Genomic DNA, 14,263 nt, shown 5'->3' with positions numbered 1-14,263 from the left:
TCAGCTCCCTGTCGATCGATAGCGCCGCACGCCGCCGCGCCAGGCCACGGCCGCGACGGCGGCGAGGACGAGCGCGGCGACCGGGGCGGCGAACTGCATGGCCCGGGGCAGGCCGAGCGGGTCGGCCCGGCCGAGGACGAAGAGGGACGGGTACCAGTTCACGAAGGCGAGCGGCACCAGGAAGGTCAGCGCCTTGACCGCCTCGAGCGGGTAGATCGTCAACGGGTACTGCGCGAGCGTGTTGCCGCCGTAGGTGAACGCGTTGGCCGCCTCGGAGCCGTCGGTGGTCCAGAACTGGAAGGCGGCGCCGAGGGTGAAGAAGGCGACGAAGATCGCGGTGCCGAACACCACCAGGTAGGGCACCGCCAGCACCTTGGCCGGGGTCCAGTCCAGGTCCAGCGTGAGGATCGACCAGGCCAGTACCACGGCCGCCTGGGTGATCCGGCCGAGCCGTCGCAGCGCGAACTCGTCGGAGCACATCTGCGCGTAGAGCGGCACCGGGCGCACCATCATGGCGTCGAACGTGCCCAGCCGGATCTTCTGCCCGAGCCGCTCGATGTTCCCCAGCAGCAGGTCGGCCAGGCCCAGGCAGACCCCGGCTCCGCCGTACAGGAAGGCCACCTCGGGCAGCGAGAAGCCGCCGAGCGCGTCGACGGCGGAGAACATCACCACGATCCCCAGGAAGTCCAGGCCGGTGACCAGGAGCTGGCCGAGGGTCAGCATCGCGAAGGAGGTGCGATAGGTCAGCGACACCCGGATCCACATCCAGGACAGCAGCAGGTAGGCGCGCAGCCCCCACAGCAGCCGGTCAGCCACCCTGGACCACCACCTTGTGCCGGGCGCGGGCGATCACCGCGGCGCAGGCGCCCAGCAGCACCAGCGCCCAGCCGGCCTGGAACGCCAGCGCCGCGAGTGCGTCGGTGCCGGCCCGGCGGCCCAGCCAGATGTCGGCCGGCACCTGCAGGAACGACGACCACGGCAGCGCCATCGCCAGGTCGCGGCTCCAGCCGGGGAACAGCACGAGCGGCACCACCAGGCCGGAGAGGAACATCGCCAGCACTGCTGCCAGGTTCTTCACCCCGGTGTCGTCCATCAGCCAGAACGTGGAGCAGGCCACCAGCATCCGCAGCCCGAAGGAGACCACGACCGCCAGCGTCACCGCGACCAGGAAGAGCAGCCAGGCGACCGGACCGGCCGGGGCCCGCAGGTCGAAGAGCAGAGCACCGACGATCGTGGGGGCCACGCCGCGGGTGAGCAGGTGGTACGCCGCGCGGCCGAGATCGGCCGAGAGGTACCAGCCGAGCAGGCTCACCGGCCGGTAGAGGTCGATGGCGACGTCCCCGGTCCGGATCCGGGCGGCCACCTCGTCGGTCGCACCACCTCCCCAGATCGCCACGGTCACGATCAGCGCCTGCCCGATCCATGCGTAGGTCAACGCGTCGGTGACGTCGTAGCCGCCCGCGTCGGGGTTCTGCTGCCAGACCGCGGTGTAGACGAAGCAGATGATCACCCCGAAGACACTGTTGGTGAAGATGCCTGCCAGGGTCGCCGCGACGTAGGTCGAGTAGCGCCGGAAGGAGCGGGTCGCCACGGCGACGTACAGCACCTGCTCCTCCTTCGTGGGCGTCTGGTCGCGGACGCTACGAGACCCCCGGACCATGGTGGGCCGGGGGTGTCGGGCGTCGCTGTGAGATTGTGGGTGAGCCAGTGTGCAGTACGGCGTCCACCGGGGCAAACCGCGTCGGCGCGCCGCCGGTGCTGGGAACGCTGCCGAGAACCGTCGACCCGAGGAGCTGCATGACCGAGCCCGCCGTCACCACCGACCCGCCCGCCTGCGAGGAGCGCAACTGCCTGCTGGCCAGCGTCCTGCTCGTCGACCGTCGCGGCTGGCTGCTGCTCCAGGAGCGCGACGAGCACGCCGCGGTCGCTCCGGAGCAGTGGGGCCTGGTCGGGGGCCACCTCGACCCGGGGGAGGGCTGGGAGGAGGCGCTGCACCGGGAGCTGCTCGAGGAGACCGGGCTGCGCCTGGACGGTCTCGAGCTGTGGTTCGACGAGGTCGTCCAGCACTCCCCGAAGGTCTCCACGCACCTGGCCGACCGGTGGAAGGTCTGGGTCGGCGCGACCGAGCTCGGGGACGACGACATCGAGGTCGGCGAGGGCCGCCAGATCGTCTTCGTGGACCCGGCGCGGCTCGGCGAGCTCGACCTGACGCCGGGCACGGCGTACCTGCTGCCCCGGTTCCTCGAGAGCGAGGACTACGCCCGGCTCAAGGGCTGAGCCGGTCGGCGGGCGCCGACCGGCTCCACGCCTCAGTGCTGGTAGGTGCCCTGCAGGACCGCGCGGCCCAGCGTCTTGAAGGCCAGGTTGAACGAGACCACCGCCGGCGACGCGTCCGCGTCGACGCCCAGGCTCTCCTCACCGACGGCGTGCACGACGAAGAAGTAGCGGTGCACCTGGTCGCCCTTCGGCGGCGCCGCCCCCATGAAGCCGGGCTCACCGCCGTCGTTGCAGCACTGGAACGCCTTGCCGGGCAGGTCCTTCGACGCGGCACCGGTGTCCAGCGACGTCACGTCCGCGGGGATGTCGACGAGCACCCAGTGCCAGAACCCGGACGGGGTCGGCGCGTCGGGGTCGAAGCAGGTGACGGTGTAGCTCTTGGTGCCCTCGGGCGCCCCCGACCAGCTGAGCTGGGGCGAGGTGTTGCCGCCGGAGGCGACCTGCGCGTCGGAGAGCGGCTGCCCGTCCTGCACGTCGGTGCTGGTGACGGAGAACGACGGGACCTGCGGGAGCAGGTCGTAGGGGTTCGGGCTGACGGGGCGCTCCAGGCTCATCGATCCTCCGTTACATCACGGGACACGGTCGTCCTCGACCCTAGTCCGCCCAGTGGGCGCGTTCCAGGCTGGTGCGACCGGCGGTGAGAATGGGGCGATGAGCGACGACTCCGGCGTGGAACCCCACCCGCCCTACCCGGTGGGACTCCGGCTCGCCGGCCGGCGGGTCCTGGTGGTCGGCGGCGGGCTGGTGGCCCAGCGCCGGATCCCCGGGCTGGTGGCCGCGGGTGCCGACGTGGTCGTGGTGGCGCCGCAGACCACGCCCGCCGTCGAGGGTCTGGCCGGCGCCGGGGAGGTCACCTGGCACCAGCGCGGCTTCGTCGCCGCGGACCTCGACGACGCGTGGTACGTCCTCGCCGCCACCGACGACAGCGAGGTCAACGAGCTGGTCGGCGCCGAGGCCGAGGCCCGGAGGATCTTCTGTGTGCGGGCCGACGACGCTCCGAAGGCCACCGCCTGGACGCCGGCCGTCGGGCGGCACGCCGGCGTCACCGTCGCGGTGCTCGCCAACCGTGAGCCCCGGCGCTCGGCAGCGGTGCGCGACGCGGTGGTGGCCGGGCTCCGCGACGGGGCGATCGTGGCGCCGCACGACCACGAGCGGGAGCCGGGCGTGGTGCTCGTCGGCGGAGGCCCCGGTGACCCGGAGCTCGTCACCGTCGCGGCCCGCCGGGCCCTGGCCGAGGCCGACGTCGTGGTGGCCGACCGGCTGGCGCCCCGCGAGCTGCTCAACGAGCTGTCCCCGGACGTGGAGATCGTCGACGTGGCCAAGCTGCCGCGCGGCCGGTCGGCGGCGCAGGAGGAGATCAACCGGGTCATCGTGGAGCACGCGCGGGCCGGCAAGCGGGTGGTCCGGTTCAAGGGCGGCGACTCCTTCGTCTTCGGCCGCGGCTACGAGGAGGCGCTGGCCTGCGCGGCGGCCGGCGTACCGTGCCGGGTCGTGCCCGGCATCACCAGCGCGATCGCGGTGCCGGCCGCGGCCGGGATCCCGGTCACGCATCGCGGGGTGGCCCACGACTTCACGGTGGTCTCGGGGCACCTGCCACCCGGTCACGCGGACTCGCTGGTGGAGTGGCCGGCGGTGGCCCGGCTGCGCGGCACCGTCGTCCTGCTGATGGCGGTGCAGAACCTGTCCGCGATCGCGGAGGCCCTGCAGAAGGACGGCCGGGAGGCCGACACCCCGGTGGCCGTCATCTCCGAGGGCACGATGCCGGGGGAGCGCACCCTGCTCTCCACCCTGGGCGAGGTCGGCGAGGACGTGGCGCGGGAGCGGGTCCGCGCGCCCGCGATCGTGGTCGTCGGACCGGTCGTGGCCGTCGCGCACCCGGACCGGTACCCGTGGCTCGCCTGATCACGATCGAGGATCCCGACGACCCGCGGCTCGGTGACTACCGCGCCCTGCGCGACGTCGAGCTGCGCAAGCACCTCGAGACCGAGCACGGGCTCTTCCTGGCGGAGGGGGAGAAGGTCGTGCGCCGCGCGGTCGAGGGCGGCTACGAGCCGAGGTCCTTCCTGATGGCGCCGCGCTGGCTCGACGGGCTCTCCGACGTGCTCGGGCGCAGCGACGCCCCCTGCTTCGTGGTCTCCGAGGCGCTCGCGGAGCAGGTCACCGGCTTCCACGTGCATCGCGGTGCGCTGGCCTCGCTGTGCCGGCGGCCGCTGCCCGCGGTGGCCGAGGTGCTGCAGGGGGCCCGGACCGTGCTGGTCCTCGAGGACATCGTCGACCACACGAACGTCGGAGCCGTGCTGCGCTCCGCGGCTGCGCTGGACGTCGACGCCGTGCTGCTCTCCCCGCGGTGCGCCGACCCGTTGTACCGGCGCGCGGTGAAGGTCGCCATGGGTGCGGTGTTCGCGCTGCCCTGGACCCGGCTGCCGGACTGGTACGACGCGCTGCCCGACCTCTCCGCACAGGGGTTCACCACCGTGGCGATGACCCTGACGCCGGACGCCGAGCCGCTGGAGCAGGCGGTGGCCGGACTCGACCGGGTCGCGCTGGTGCTCGGCGGCGAGGGGCACGGCCTCTCGCCGCGGTGGCAGGCCAGCGCGGACCGGCGGGCGATCATCCCGATGCGTCCGGGCATCGACAGCCTCAACGTGGCCGCCGCGGCCGCGGTCGCCTGCTACGCACTGCAGCGCCGCTGAGCGTCCCCCGGGGGTCGCCGTGCCCGGCGGCCGCCGCGCCCTCCTTCCTCAGCGGAAGTAGCCGTAGACCGACTCCACGCCGCGCGACTGCAGGTTGGTCGCCGCCTGGTTCTCCCGGGGCGCCCGCTGCAGCGCCGCGGGCAGCGGGAGCTGGCAGGCGGGCCCGGCGCAGTTGCGGTAACCCCACCACAGCTTCTGCAGCGCGGTCCTGGCCTCCACGTAGTCGGCGCTGTCGATGACGTTCTCGAGCTCGTTCGGGTCGCGGTCGAGGTCGTAGAGCTCGGCCTCGCCGTTGGAGTAGCGGACGTACTTGAACTGGGGGTGCGGATCCCGATCGTCGTCCGGCCGTCGTTGAAGCCGGCTGCCTTCGGCTCACCGCCGGCAGGGAAGAAGGTGGTGCCCTGCTCGCCCTCGTGGCCCTCGGTGACGATCGGCACGGTCCAGCCCCGGTCGGCCTGGAAGCTGCGCGCGACGGAGTGGCCGTCAGCGGCGTAGGGCATGGCCGACTCCACCCGGGCGAGGTCGGCGATGGTGGCGGTCAGGTCGACGGTCGTGACGGGGTCGAAGCGTCTGCCGTGGGGGATGCCCGCCCCGGTGACGAGGAACGGCACCCGCAACGACGGCTCGTAGGCCTTGATCTTGCCCTGGCGGATCCGGTGCTCGCCGAGGAAGTAGCCGTTGTCGGAGGTGAACACCAGCACGGTGTTGCGCCACTCGTCGGTGCGCTTCAACCGGGTGACCAGTCGGCCGACCTCCTGGTCCAGGACCAAGAGGGCCTCCGCCCGCTGACGCGCGGCGTTGAGCATCCCGGCCCGTTCGGCCCGGTTCGGTTCCTCCTTGTGGCGCAGCGGCCGGGGCTTGTCGGACAGGTCCGCCTCGGCCGGGCCGCCGTCGGCGGGCAGACCGGGGGCGCGGGTCAGGCGCGCGTCGAAGCGGCCCTTCACCCAGTCAGGCCGGGCCGGGGTGACCAGGTCGATGGTGCCGCCGCCCGAGGAACGGATCCCCATCGGGTCGCCGGCCTCCGAAGGACCGCCGTGGTGCGGCGCGACGGAGGAGAGGTACAGGAAGAACGGGGCGCGGCCGCGGCTGTACTTGGTGACCAGGTTGCGGGCGAGGGTGCCCAGCACGTTGGTCTGGTACTGCCCCTTGTGGGTGTCGTCGATGCGGCCGTTGACGTTGAAGAGCGTGTGGAAGTAGTCGTAGGTGCCGCCAGAGCTGTAGCCGCTGTCCGGCGGCCGCTCCACGGCGCCGATCCAGTCGGTCCAGCCCGCGGGGACGTAGCGGAACGACGGTCCGCCGGTGACCTTGGAGCGCATGCGGCCGTAGCCGTTGAGGTACTTCCCGACGAAGGCAGTGCGGTAGCCGCCACCACGCAACGCCGTCGCCAGCGTCGCGTGGTCGTCGAAGGCCTGGAACCCCCACGGCGCGGCGTGCGAGAGGACCCCGTGGTTGTGGGAGTAATCGCCGGTGAGGAACGAGGCCCGGGCCGGACAGCACAGCGGGTCGGGGCTGAACGAGTTGCGGAAGGTCAGCCCGGTGCGGCCCATCAGCCGCCGCACCGAGGGCATGAAGCGCAGGTCGTCGGTGCGCATGTCATCGGCCATCACCACGACCACGTTCGGCCGCTTCGCCGGGGGTCCGGCGTAGTGCGGGACGGCCGGCAGGGCCCCGGCGAACAGGTCGCTGCTCGCGGTTGCCGTGGTGTCTCGGTCCAGGCCCATGCCGACGAGCACCCCGAGCATGCCTGCCAGCACCAGTCCCACCCCGGTGCGGATTCCGGCGCGCCGGCGCGTCGTAGCCATGTTCCCTCCCCCTTGTGCGAACGGGGACATTCTGTCGCGGGGAATCAGGCATCCGAGTCAAAACAGGTGAACAGTCAGGAAACAGGCCAACCGGGTGGGTACTCGTCGGTGTGCTCGTCGTGCTCCTTGTAGAGCTTCTTGCGGGCGCGCCGGTTGAGCCGGTCGCCGAAGACCGTGCCCTGACAGTGGTCGGTCTCGTGCTGGAGGCACCGGGCCAGCAACCCGTGGCCGGCGAAGCGCACGGGGCGGCCGTCGAGGTCCTGGCCGTCCACCGCGGCGTAGTCGGGCCGGGCCAGCGGCACGAACGCGCCGGGCAACGACAGGCAGCCCTCGTCGTCGTCGTCGAGGCGCCGGTCCCGGCCCTCCGGCAACAGGATGACCGGGTTGCACACCACGCCCCGGTGGTGGACCCCGGTGTCGTCGGGGCAGTCGAAGACGAAGATCGACCGGTCCACGCCGATCTGGCACGCGGCGAGACCGACCCCGTCGGCGGCGTACATCGTGGCGACCATGTCCGCCGCCAGCCGGCGCAGGTCGTCGTCGAACTCGGTGACCGGCTCCTGCACCCGGTGCATCACATCCTCGCCCCACCGGGTGATGGGACGGACGGTGCCACCGTCGGGGAGCTCGGGCGGGACGGGGGTCGGTTCGGACATGGCGGCCATCCTAGGAAAGCGGCGACGGACGGGCCGGATCGGGTGAGGACCCTCCCGGGAGCGGCCCGGCGCGGCGTGTGTAACTGCTAGTTACAGTGAGGTCATGTCGCTCCCCACGCCTGCTGCCCGTCGCGACACCAGGCGCCCGCCTCGTCACGGGCTGTCCTCCCGCGAGCGCACCGACCCGATCGGCTACGCGGTCGCCGCGCTGAACCGGCTCGCCCAGACCTCAGCGCTGGACCGGCTCGGGCTGCGCCGGCCTGCCGAACGGGTGGTCTTCGAGGCGACCCGCGCCGGGTTCCGCACGGCGGGGGCGGTCAGCCGGCAGTTCGCCCGGGCCGGCCGGATCGGCTCCGGCCCGGCCCGGCTGCCGCACGCACCGGCGACCGGGCGCTTCGACCTCACCCCGACCGAGGACGAGCAGCTGCTGCTCGACGTGGTCCGCGCGTTCGCCGACGAGGTGGTCCGCCCGGCGGCCGCCGCGGCCGACGACGCGACTGCGGCGCCGGCGGAGGTGCTCCGTGCGGGTCGCCAGATCGGGCTCCCGCTGATCGGCGTCCCCGAGGAGCTGGGCGGCATCGCGACCGAGCGGTCCACGATGGCCGCGACCCTGGTGGCCGAGGCCCTGGCCCGCGGCGACATGGGTCTGGCCGTCGCCTCGCTGGCGCCGGGGGCGGTGGCCACCGCGCTGTCGCTGTGGGGCGACGAGGAGCAGCAGGCGACGTACCTGCCCGCGTTCACCGGTGACGACGTTCCCGCCGCGGCGCTCGCGCTCACCGAGCCCGCGGTGCTGTTCGACCCGCTGCGGCCGGCGACCCGGGCGCGCCCCGACGGGGCCGGGTTCGTCCTCGACGGGGTCAAGTCGATGGTGCCGCGGGGCGCAGCGGCCGAGCTGTTCGTCGTCGGCGCCGAGCTCGACGGTGAGCCCCGGCTGTTCCTGGTGGAGTCCGGGACTCCCGGCGTCGAGATCGAGGCCGAGCCCTCGATGGGCCTGCGCGCCGCCGAGCTGACCCGACTGGTCCTGCGCGGGGTGCACGTGAGCGGGTCGTCCCTGCTCGGCTCCCGGGAGGACCACCTCGAGTGCGTCCGGCTGGCCCGGTTGGGCTGGTGCGCCCTGGCCGTCGGGACGGCCCAGGCGGTGCTCGACCACGTCGTGCCCTACGTCAACGAGCGCCACGCCTTCGGCGAGCCGATCAGCAACCGGCAGGCGGTGGCGTTCATGGTCGCCGACATCGGGATCGAGCTGCAGGGCATGCGCCTGGTCACCTACCGCGCCGCCTCGCGCGCCGGACGGGGCAGGTCGGTGGGTCGGGAGGTGGCACTGGCCCGCCGGCTCTGCGCCGAGCGCGGCATGAAGATCGGCAGCGACGGGGTCCAGCTGCTCGGCGGTCACGGCTTCGTCAAGGAGCACCCGGTGGAGCGGTGGTACCGCGACCTGCGGGCGATCGCCGTGATCGAGGGGGGCGTGCTCGTGTGAACGTCGCCACGCAGCCCGGCACCTCCGCACCGACGACGGGAAGCCGCCGATGATCAACCTCGAGACCCCCCGCAAGTTCCGGCCGCTCATCGGCAACGCGCACCAGGTGGCCATGAACCTGCTGCGCCCGAACTCCCGCAAGTACGACCTCGCCGAGCACGAGTACCCCAAGGAGCTCGACATGCTCGCGGCCCTGATCGACGGGCTCGCGGAGTCCGGCCAGGCCAGCGGAGCGGGCGCCTCCGGAGTACGGCGGCCCGCGGAGGAGGAGGACGGCACCGGCACCAGGAACGGCACGCACCTGGCCTCGGTCCTCTCGATCCTGGAGATGTGCTGGGGCGACGTCGGGCTGCTGCTGTCGATGCCGCGGCAGGGGCTGGGCAACTCGGCGATCGCCTCCGTGGCCGACGAGGAGCAGGCGAAGCGGTTCGCGGGCGTGTGGGCGTCGATGGCGATCACCGAGCCCGGCTGCGGCTCGGACACCGCGAGCATCCGGACGACCGCGGTGCCCGACGGCGACCACTACGTGCTCAACGGCGAGAAGATCTACGTCACCGCGGGCGATCGGTCCGACGCGGTCGTCGTCTGGGCCACCCTCGACCCCGCCATGGGACGCGCTGCGATCAAGTCCTTCGTGGTCCCCAAGGGCACGCCCGGCATGCGGGTGGAACGGCTGGAGCGCAAGCTCGGGATCCGTGCCTCCGACACCGCGACGATCCTCCTCGAGAACTGCCGGGTGCCCCGGGAGAACCTGCTGGGCAGCCCCGGGGTGGACGCCGACCAGGGGTTCGCCGGCGCGATGGCGACCTTCGACAACACCCGCCCGCTCGTGGCCGCGATGGCGCTCGGCTGCTCCCGGGCGTCGCTCGAGCTCACCCGCGACCTGCTCGAGCAGGCGGGCGTGCAGATCGACTACGACCGGCCGGCGCTGACCCAGTCAGCAGCGGCGGCGACGTACCTGCAGATGGAGGCGGACTGGGAGGCGGCGTACCTGCTCACCCTGCAGGCCGCCTGGATGGCCGACAACCGCCGGCCGAACTCGCTCGAGGCGTCGATGGCGAAGGCGAAGGCCGGCCGGACCGGTAGCGACATCACGCTGCGCTGCGTCGAGCTGGCCGGCAGCCTCGGCTACAGCGAGCACGACCTGCTCGAGAAGTGGGCGCGCGACTCCAAGATCCTCGACATCTTCGAGGGCACCCAGCAGATCCAGCAGCTCATCGTCGCGCGACGGCTGCTGGGCAAGACCTCTGCGGACCTGAAGTGAGGCGCGAACAGGGGCAGGACGGACAAAAGCCGCACGCACCGCACGGGGGGCGCGTACCGTCGTGGTCGGGGGGAGCCGTGGCGGATCGCCGCAGCTCCGGGTTCGTCGGAGGGGTCTCATGACCACATTGCTGCTGCTGGGTGTCCTGCTGCTGGCCGTCGGGTGCGGCCTTGTCGCGTTCCGCCGCCGCCGGGTCGCCGCCTGGGACCGCGAGCTCGGCGTGGCCTTCGCGGTCGGCGAGCGTCGCGAAATGCCGCTGCGCCGCCGGCTCTGACACCCCGAGGGCCCCGGGGTCGCAGGGGCGGACGGGCATGACCGGCGGACCGCACTAGGGTCGAGCCATGGCCGGGGAGACGACCGTGGCGCGGGAGCACCTGCGCGCAGACTGCTCGAGCTGCGTCGGCCTGTGCTGTGTCGCGCTGCCGTTCACCCGCTCCGCCGACTTCGGCTTCGACAAGGCGGCCGGGGAGCCGTGCAGGCACCTGGGAGCGGACTTCGGCTGTGGCATCCACGAGCGGCTCCGGGAGGCCGGGATGCCGGGGTGCGTGGCCTTCGACTGCTTCGGCGCCGGTCAGCGCATCTCCCGCGGCGCCGGGTCGGGCACCGGCCCGGTCCCCGCCGGAGCGGGCGGACGTGCGGCGCCCACCGGCGCGCTCGCGAGGGCGCCCTGGATGTCCGCAGCGCTGCCGGTGGTCCGGCAGCTGCACGAGCTGCTGTGGTACCTCACCGAGTCTCTGTCGCTCGCCGGCGTGCCGTCGCTGCGCGCCCGGCTGCAGGAGGCGCTGGAGGACGTGGAGCGGCTGGCGGCGGCCGCCGTCGGACGCCCGGCCGACGTCGACGTCGGCCCGGTCCGGGTCCACGTCGGTGCGCTGCTGACGGCGGTCAGCCAGGAGGCACGCGGCCGGGAGGACGCCGTACCGGCGAGCCACGCGCGGGCCGACTTCGCAGGAGCCACCCTGGCCGGCGCCGACCTACGCTGCGCCGACCTGCGCGGCGCCTGCCTGATCGCGGCGGACCTGCGGGACGCGGACCTGCGCCGGGCGGACCTGCTCGGGGCCGACCTTCGCGACGCCGACCTGACCGGCGCGAACCTGACTGGCGCGCTGTTCCTCACCCGGTCGCAGGTCGGGGCGGCCAGGGGCGACGCGCGGACCAGGCTTCCGGCCGGTCTCGAGCGCCCGGCGCACTGGAGCTGACCGGGATCTCGTCGCCCGGTCGAGTGCCGACCCGGCTCCCGGGGCAGCATGGCGGCATGAAGCTCTACGCGGACACCTCCGCTCGTCGTGGCCGGCAGGTCGTCGGGGACCTGCTGGTGCTGCTGTGGGTGCTGGTCTGGGTCCAGCTCGCCGGAGTCGTGCACGACGCGACGAACGCCCTGGCCGTCCCCGGGGAGCAGCTCCAGGAGGCCGGCGCGGGGTTGGCGCAACGGCTGCGCGACGCCGGCTCCGGCGTGGAGGGGATCCCGCTGGTCGGCGACGAGGTCCGCGCACCGTTCGACGGGGCCGGCGACGCCGCGGACCGGATCGCGGCCGCGGGGACCGCGCAGGCGGACGCGGTGCACACCCTGGCGTTCTGGCTGGCCCTGGCGGTGGGCGCGATCCCGGTGCTGGTCGCGCTGGCGGTCTACCTGCCCCTGCGATGGCGGTTCGTGCGGGAGGCCACCGCCGGGCAGCGGTTCGTCGACTCGGGCCACGACCTCGACCTGTTCGCGCTGCGGGCCATGGCCCACCAGCCGCTGCACCGCCTGGCCCGCATCTCGCCCGACCCGGCCGGCGCCTGGCGGGCCCGCGACCCGGGGGTCGTGCGCGCGCTGGCGGTGCTGGAGCTGCGGGACGCCGGACTGGCGCCGCCACGTGAGGGTCCCGACGGGTCGGCGCCCGGCGCGGTGGGCAGGATGGAGCCATGAGCGTCCCGCAGGTGCTGCTGAACAACGGCGTCGAGATCCCGCAGATCGGGATGGGGGTGTGGCGGGTCCCGGCCGCCCGGGCCCGTGAGGTCGTCGCCCGGGCGCTGGAGCTCGGCTACCGGCACGTGGACACCGCCTCGCTCTACGGCAACGAGGAGGGCGTCGGCCAGGCGGTCCGGGAGTCCGGCCTGGACCGGGACGCCGTCTTCGTGACCAGCAAGGTGTGGAACGACGACCAGGGGTACGACGCCACCCTGCGGGCGTTCGACACCAGCATGGCCAAGCTCGGCTTCGAGGTGCTCGACCTCTACCTCATCCACTGGCCGGCCGGTGGGCGTGGCCTGACCACCCAGACCTGGCGGGCCCTCGAACGGCTCTACCTCGACGGCCGGGTCCGGGCGATCGGCGTGTCCAACTTCGAGCCGCACCACCTGCAGCGGCTGCTCGACCGGGTGGAGGTGGTCCCGGCGGTCAACCAGGTCGAGCTGCACCCCTACCTGCAGCAGCACGAGGTGCGGGCCGCGAACGCCGCGCACGGCATCGTCACCGAGGCGTGGAGCCCGCTGGCCAAGGGCGGTGAGCTCCTCGGCGACCCGGTGATCACCCGGATCGCCCGCAAGCACGAGCGGACTCCGGCCCAGGTGGTCCTGCGCTGGCACCTGGACCACGACACGGTCGTGATCCCGAAGTCGGTGACGCCGAGCCGGATGGAGGAGAACCTCGACGCGCTGGGCTTCGAGCTCGACGAGGAGGACCTGCGCCGCATCGACGGGCTGGACCGGGGCCTCCGGGTCGGACCGCACCCCGACCACGTGGCCTGAGCGCCGGTTCGCCACCCTCCCGGCGGGGTAGGGGACCGGCATGGTGGACCACTCCCGCGACTCCCGTCAGAAGCTCATCGTCGAGACCCTCGAAGAGGCGTTCGCGGACCTGATGACCGCGAACCCGCGGGCGTTCCGCGGCAAGTTCCGCAAGATGGCTTCCGACCCGTTCGCGTTCTACCGCGGGTCGGCCTGCCTGTTCTACGCCGACGTCACCAGCACCGAGGACCAGTGGGCCGACGACCGGACCAGCCGGGTGTGGATCCACGGCGACCTGCACGCGGAGAACTTCGGCACCTACATGAACTCCGACGGCAGGCTGGTCTTCGACGTCAACGACTTCGACGAGGCCTACGTCGGCCACTTCTCCTGGGACCTGCGGCGCTTCGTCGCCAGCCTGGCACTGATCGGCTGGCAGAAGGCCCTGCCCGAGGACACCGTGCGCTCGCTCGTGGGCACCTACCTCCGCTCCTACCTGAGTCAGGTCAACCACTACGTGGGCGAGGACGACGACCACGACTTCGCGCTGCACCTGGGCAACACCGACGGTCCCGTGCACGACGTGCTGGTGCAGGCCCGGCTGCACAGCAGGGTCACGATGCTCGACTCGATGACCCACCTCGAGGACGCGACCCGGGTGTTCACCGAGGACGCCTCGGTCCGTCGGCTCGGGCGGGCGGAACGGCGCAAGGTCGAGAAGGCGTTCGGGGAGTACCTCGAGACGATTCCCGAGGACAAGCGCTACGACCGCGACCTGTTCTACGACGTCCGCGACGTCGTCGGCAAGGCCGGGTTCGGCATCGGCAGCGCCGGGCTGCCGGCGTACAACATCCTCGTCGAGGGCTACAGCCAGTCGCTCGACAACGACGTGGTGCTGTCGATGAAGCAGGCAAACGTGCCGGCGGTGAGCCGGTTCGTCGACTCCGCCGCCGTCGCGAAGTACTTCGAGAACGAGGGGCACCGCACCGTGGTCAGCCAGCGCGCGCTGCAGGTGCACACCGACCCGCTGCTCGGCTGGACCACCGTGGACGGCACCGGGTACGTCGTCGCCGAGATCTCGCCCTACGAGGCCGACCTGGACTGGGACCCGCTGACCGAGCCCGACGACATGACCTCGGTGGTCAAGGCCCTCGGCCAGGCCACCGCCAAGGTGCACTGCGCCTCGGACGAGGACAGCGAGCAGAGCCTGGTCACTTTCCAGACCGAGGAGGCGATCAGGACCGTCCTGGAGGGCCGCCGCAAGGAGTTCGTCGCCGACCTCACCGACTTCGCGATGGAGTACGCCGGGACCGTCCGCGCCGACCACGCGCTGTTCGTCGACGCGTTCCGGGAGGGGCGGATCGGCGGCGTCAGCTCCACCTGAGCGC

15 protein-coding genes are annotated in these 14,263 nt (G+C 72.9%); 10 read left to right on the top strand and 5 right to left on the bottom strand.

Annotation, left to right across the window (positions count from 1 at the left end):
• Both H9L09_RS20910 and H9L09_RS20905 read right to left on the bottom strand, forming a co-directional pair.
• The gene (locus H9L09_RS20910) at positions 1 to 816 is read right to left on the bottom strand and encodes an ABC transporter permease (protein ID WP_246456148.1); all 816 of its coding nucleotides are present in this window, start codon (positions 814 to 816) and stop codon (positions 1 to 3) included.
• Positions 809 to 1,606 (bottom strand): ABC transporter permease, encoded by a 798-nt coding sequence (locus H9L09_RS20905; protein ID WP_246456147.1) that lies wholly within the window; start codon positions 1,604 to 1,606, stop codon positions 809 to 811. Before H9L09_RS20905 ends, H9L09_RS20910 begins: the two co-directional genes overlap by 8 nt.
• Positions 1,607 to 1,797: 191 nt before the next feature.
• Between H9L09_RS20905 and H9L09_RS20900 the strand changes: the two genes are divergently transcribed.
• Positions 1,798 to 2,277 carry an NUDIX domain-containing protein gene (locus H9L09_RS20900; RefSeq protein ID WP_187578694.1) on the top strand — a complete coding sequence of 160 codons (480 nt, stop codon included), beginning with the start codon at positions 1,798 to 1,800 and terminating at the stop codon, positions 2,275 to 2,277.
• A 32-nt stretch (positions 2,278 to 2,309) separates the two neighbouring features.
• Here the strand turns inward: H9L09_RS20900 and H9L09_RS20895 are convergent, their stop codons facing one another.
• Complete coding sequence (locus H9L09_RS20895; protein WP_187578693.1) at positions 2,310 to 2,831, bottom strand: YbhB/YbcL family Raf kinase inhibitor-like protein; 522 nt, start codon at positions 2,829 to 2,831, stop codon at positions 2,310 to 2,312.
• Positions 2,832 to 2,928: 97 nt separating this feature from the next.
• On the opposite strand from H9L09_RS20895, the gene cobA reads away from it, so the two are divergent.
• Positions 2,929 to 4,179, top strand: a complete 1,251-nt coding sequence (cobA, locus tag H9L09_RS20890) for a uroporphyrinogen-III C-methyltransferase (RefSeq protein WP_187578692.1) — start codon at positions 2,929 to 2,931, stop codon at positions 4,177 to 4,179.
• On the top strand, positions 4,167 to 4,970 hold the full coding sequence (locus H9L09_RS20885) for a TrmH family RNA methyltransferase (protein WP_187578691.1): 804 nt from the start codon (positions 4,167 to 4,169) through the stop codon (positions 4,968 to 4,970). Before cobA ends, H9L09_RS20885 begins: the two co-directional genes overlap by 13 nt.
• Here H9L09_RS20885 and H9L09_RS20880 read toward each other — a convergent pair.
• Both H9L09_RS20880 and def read right to left on the bottom strand, forming a co-directional pair.
• Positions 4,949 to 6,772 carry a sulfatase family protein gene (locus H9L09_RS20880; RefSeq protein ID WP_187578690.1) on the bottom strand — a complete coding sequence of 608 codons (1,824 nt, stop codon included), beginning with the start codon at positions 6,770 to 6,772 and terminating at the stop codon, positions 4,949 to 4,951. The two genes, H9L09_RS20885 and H9L09_RS20880, sit on opposite strands and share 22 nt — an antisense overlap.
• A 74-nt stretch (positions 6,773 to 6,846) precedes the next feature.
• Positions 6,847 to 7,428 (bottom strand): peptide deformylase, encoded by a 582-nt coding sequence (gene def, locus H9L09_RS20875; RefSeq protein WP_425491700.1) that lies wholly within the window; start codon positions 7,426 to 7,428, stop codon positions 6,847 to 6,849.
• A 103-nt stretch (positions 7,429 to 7,531) separates the two neighbouring features.
• Between def and H9L09_RS20870 the strand changes: the two genes are divergently transcribed.
• The 7 genes from H9L09_RS20870 (at position 7,532) to H9L09_RS20840 (ending at position 14,259) form a co-directional block, all read left to right on the top strand.
• Positions 7,532 to 8,905 (top strand): acyl-CoA dehydrogenase family protein, encoded by a 1,374-nt coding sequence (locus tag H9L09_RS20870; protein ID WP_187578688.1) that lies wholly within the window; start codon positions 7,532 to 7,534, stop codon positions 8,903 to 8,905.
• A gap of 49 nt (positions 8,906 to 8,954) precedes the next feature.
• Positions 8,955 to 10,169, top strand: a complete 1,215-nt coding sequence (locus tag H9L09_RS20865) for an acyl-CoA dehydrogenase family protein (RefSeq protein ID WP_187578687.1) — start codon at positions 8,955 to 8,957, stop codon at positions 10,167 to 10,169.
• Positions 10,170 to 10,287: 118 nt separating this feature from the next.
• The gene (locus tag H9L09_RS20860) at positions 10,288 to 10,443 is read left to right on the top strand and encodes an LPXTG cell wall anchor domain-containing protein (protein WP_187578686.1); all 156 of its coding nucleotides are present in this window, start codon (positions 10,288 to 10,290) and stop codon (positions 10,441 to 10,443) included.
• Positions 10,444 to 10,510: 67 nt separating this feature from the next.
• Positions 10,511 to 11,365: a pentapeptide repeat-containing protein gene (locus tag H9L09_RS20855; RefSeq protein ID WP_187578685.1), complete on the top strand. Its 855-nt coding sequence runs from the start codon at positions 10,511 to 10,513 to the stop codon at positions 11,363 to 11,365.
• Between the two features lie 56 nt (positions 11,366 to 11,421).
• A complete protein-coding gene (locus H9L09_RS20850) occupies positions 11,422 to 12,075 on the top strand; it encodes a hypothetical protein (RefSeq protein ID WP_187578684.1) in 654 nt (217 codons plus the stop codon).
• Positions 12,072 to 12,896: an aldo/keto reductase gene (locus H9L09_RS20845; protein WP_187578683.1), complete on the top strand. Its 825-nt coding sequence runs from the start codon at positions 12,072 to 12,074 to the stop codon at positions 12,894 to 12,896. Before H9L09_RS20850 ends, H9L09_RS20845 begins: the two co-directional genes overlap by 4 nt.
• Before the next feature lie 40 nt (positions 12,897 to 12,936).
• Positions 12,937 to 14,259 carry a DUF2252 domain-containing protein gene (locus tag H9L09_RS20840; protein ID WP_187578682.1) on the top strand — a complete coding sequence of 441 codons (1,323 nt, stop codon included), beginning with the start codon at positions 12,937 to 12,939 and terminating at the stop codon, positions 14,257 to 14,259.
• The last annotated feature ends 4 nt before the right edge of the window (positions 14,260 to 14,263 follow it).

Source organism: Nocardioides mesophilus (assembly GCF_014395785.1).
Lineage (GTDB): Bacteria > Actinomycetota > Actinomycetes > Propionibacteriales > Nocardioidaceae > Nocardioides_B > Nocardioides_B mesophilus.
The sequence above is the reverse complement of the archived record's forward strand: the minus strand, read 5'-3'. Positions and strand labels throughout refer to the sequence as shown.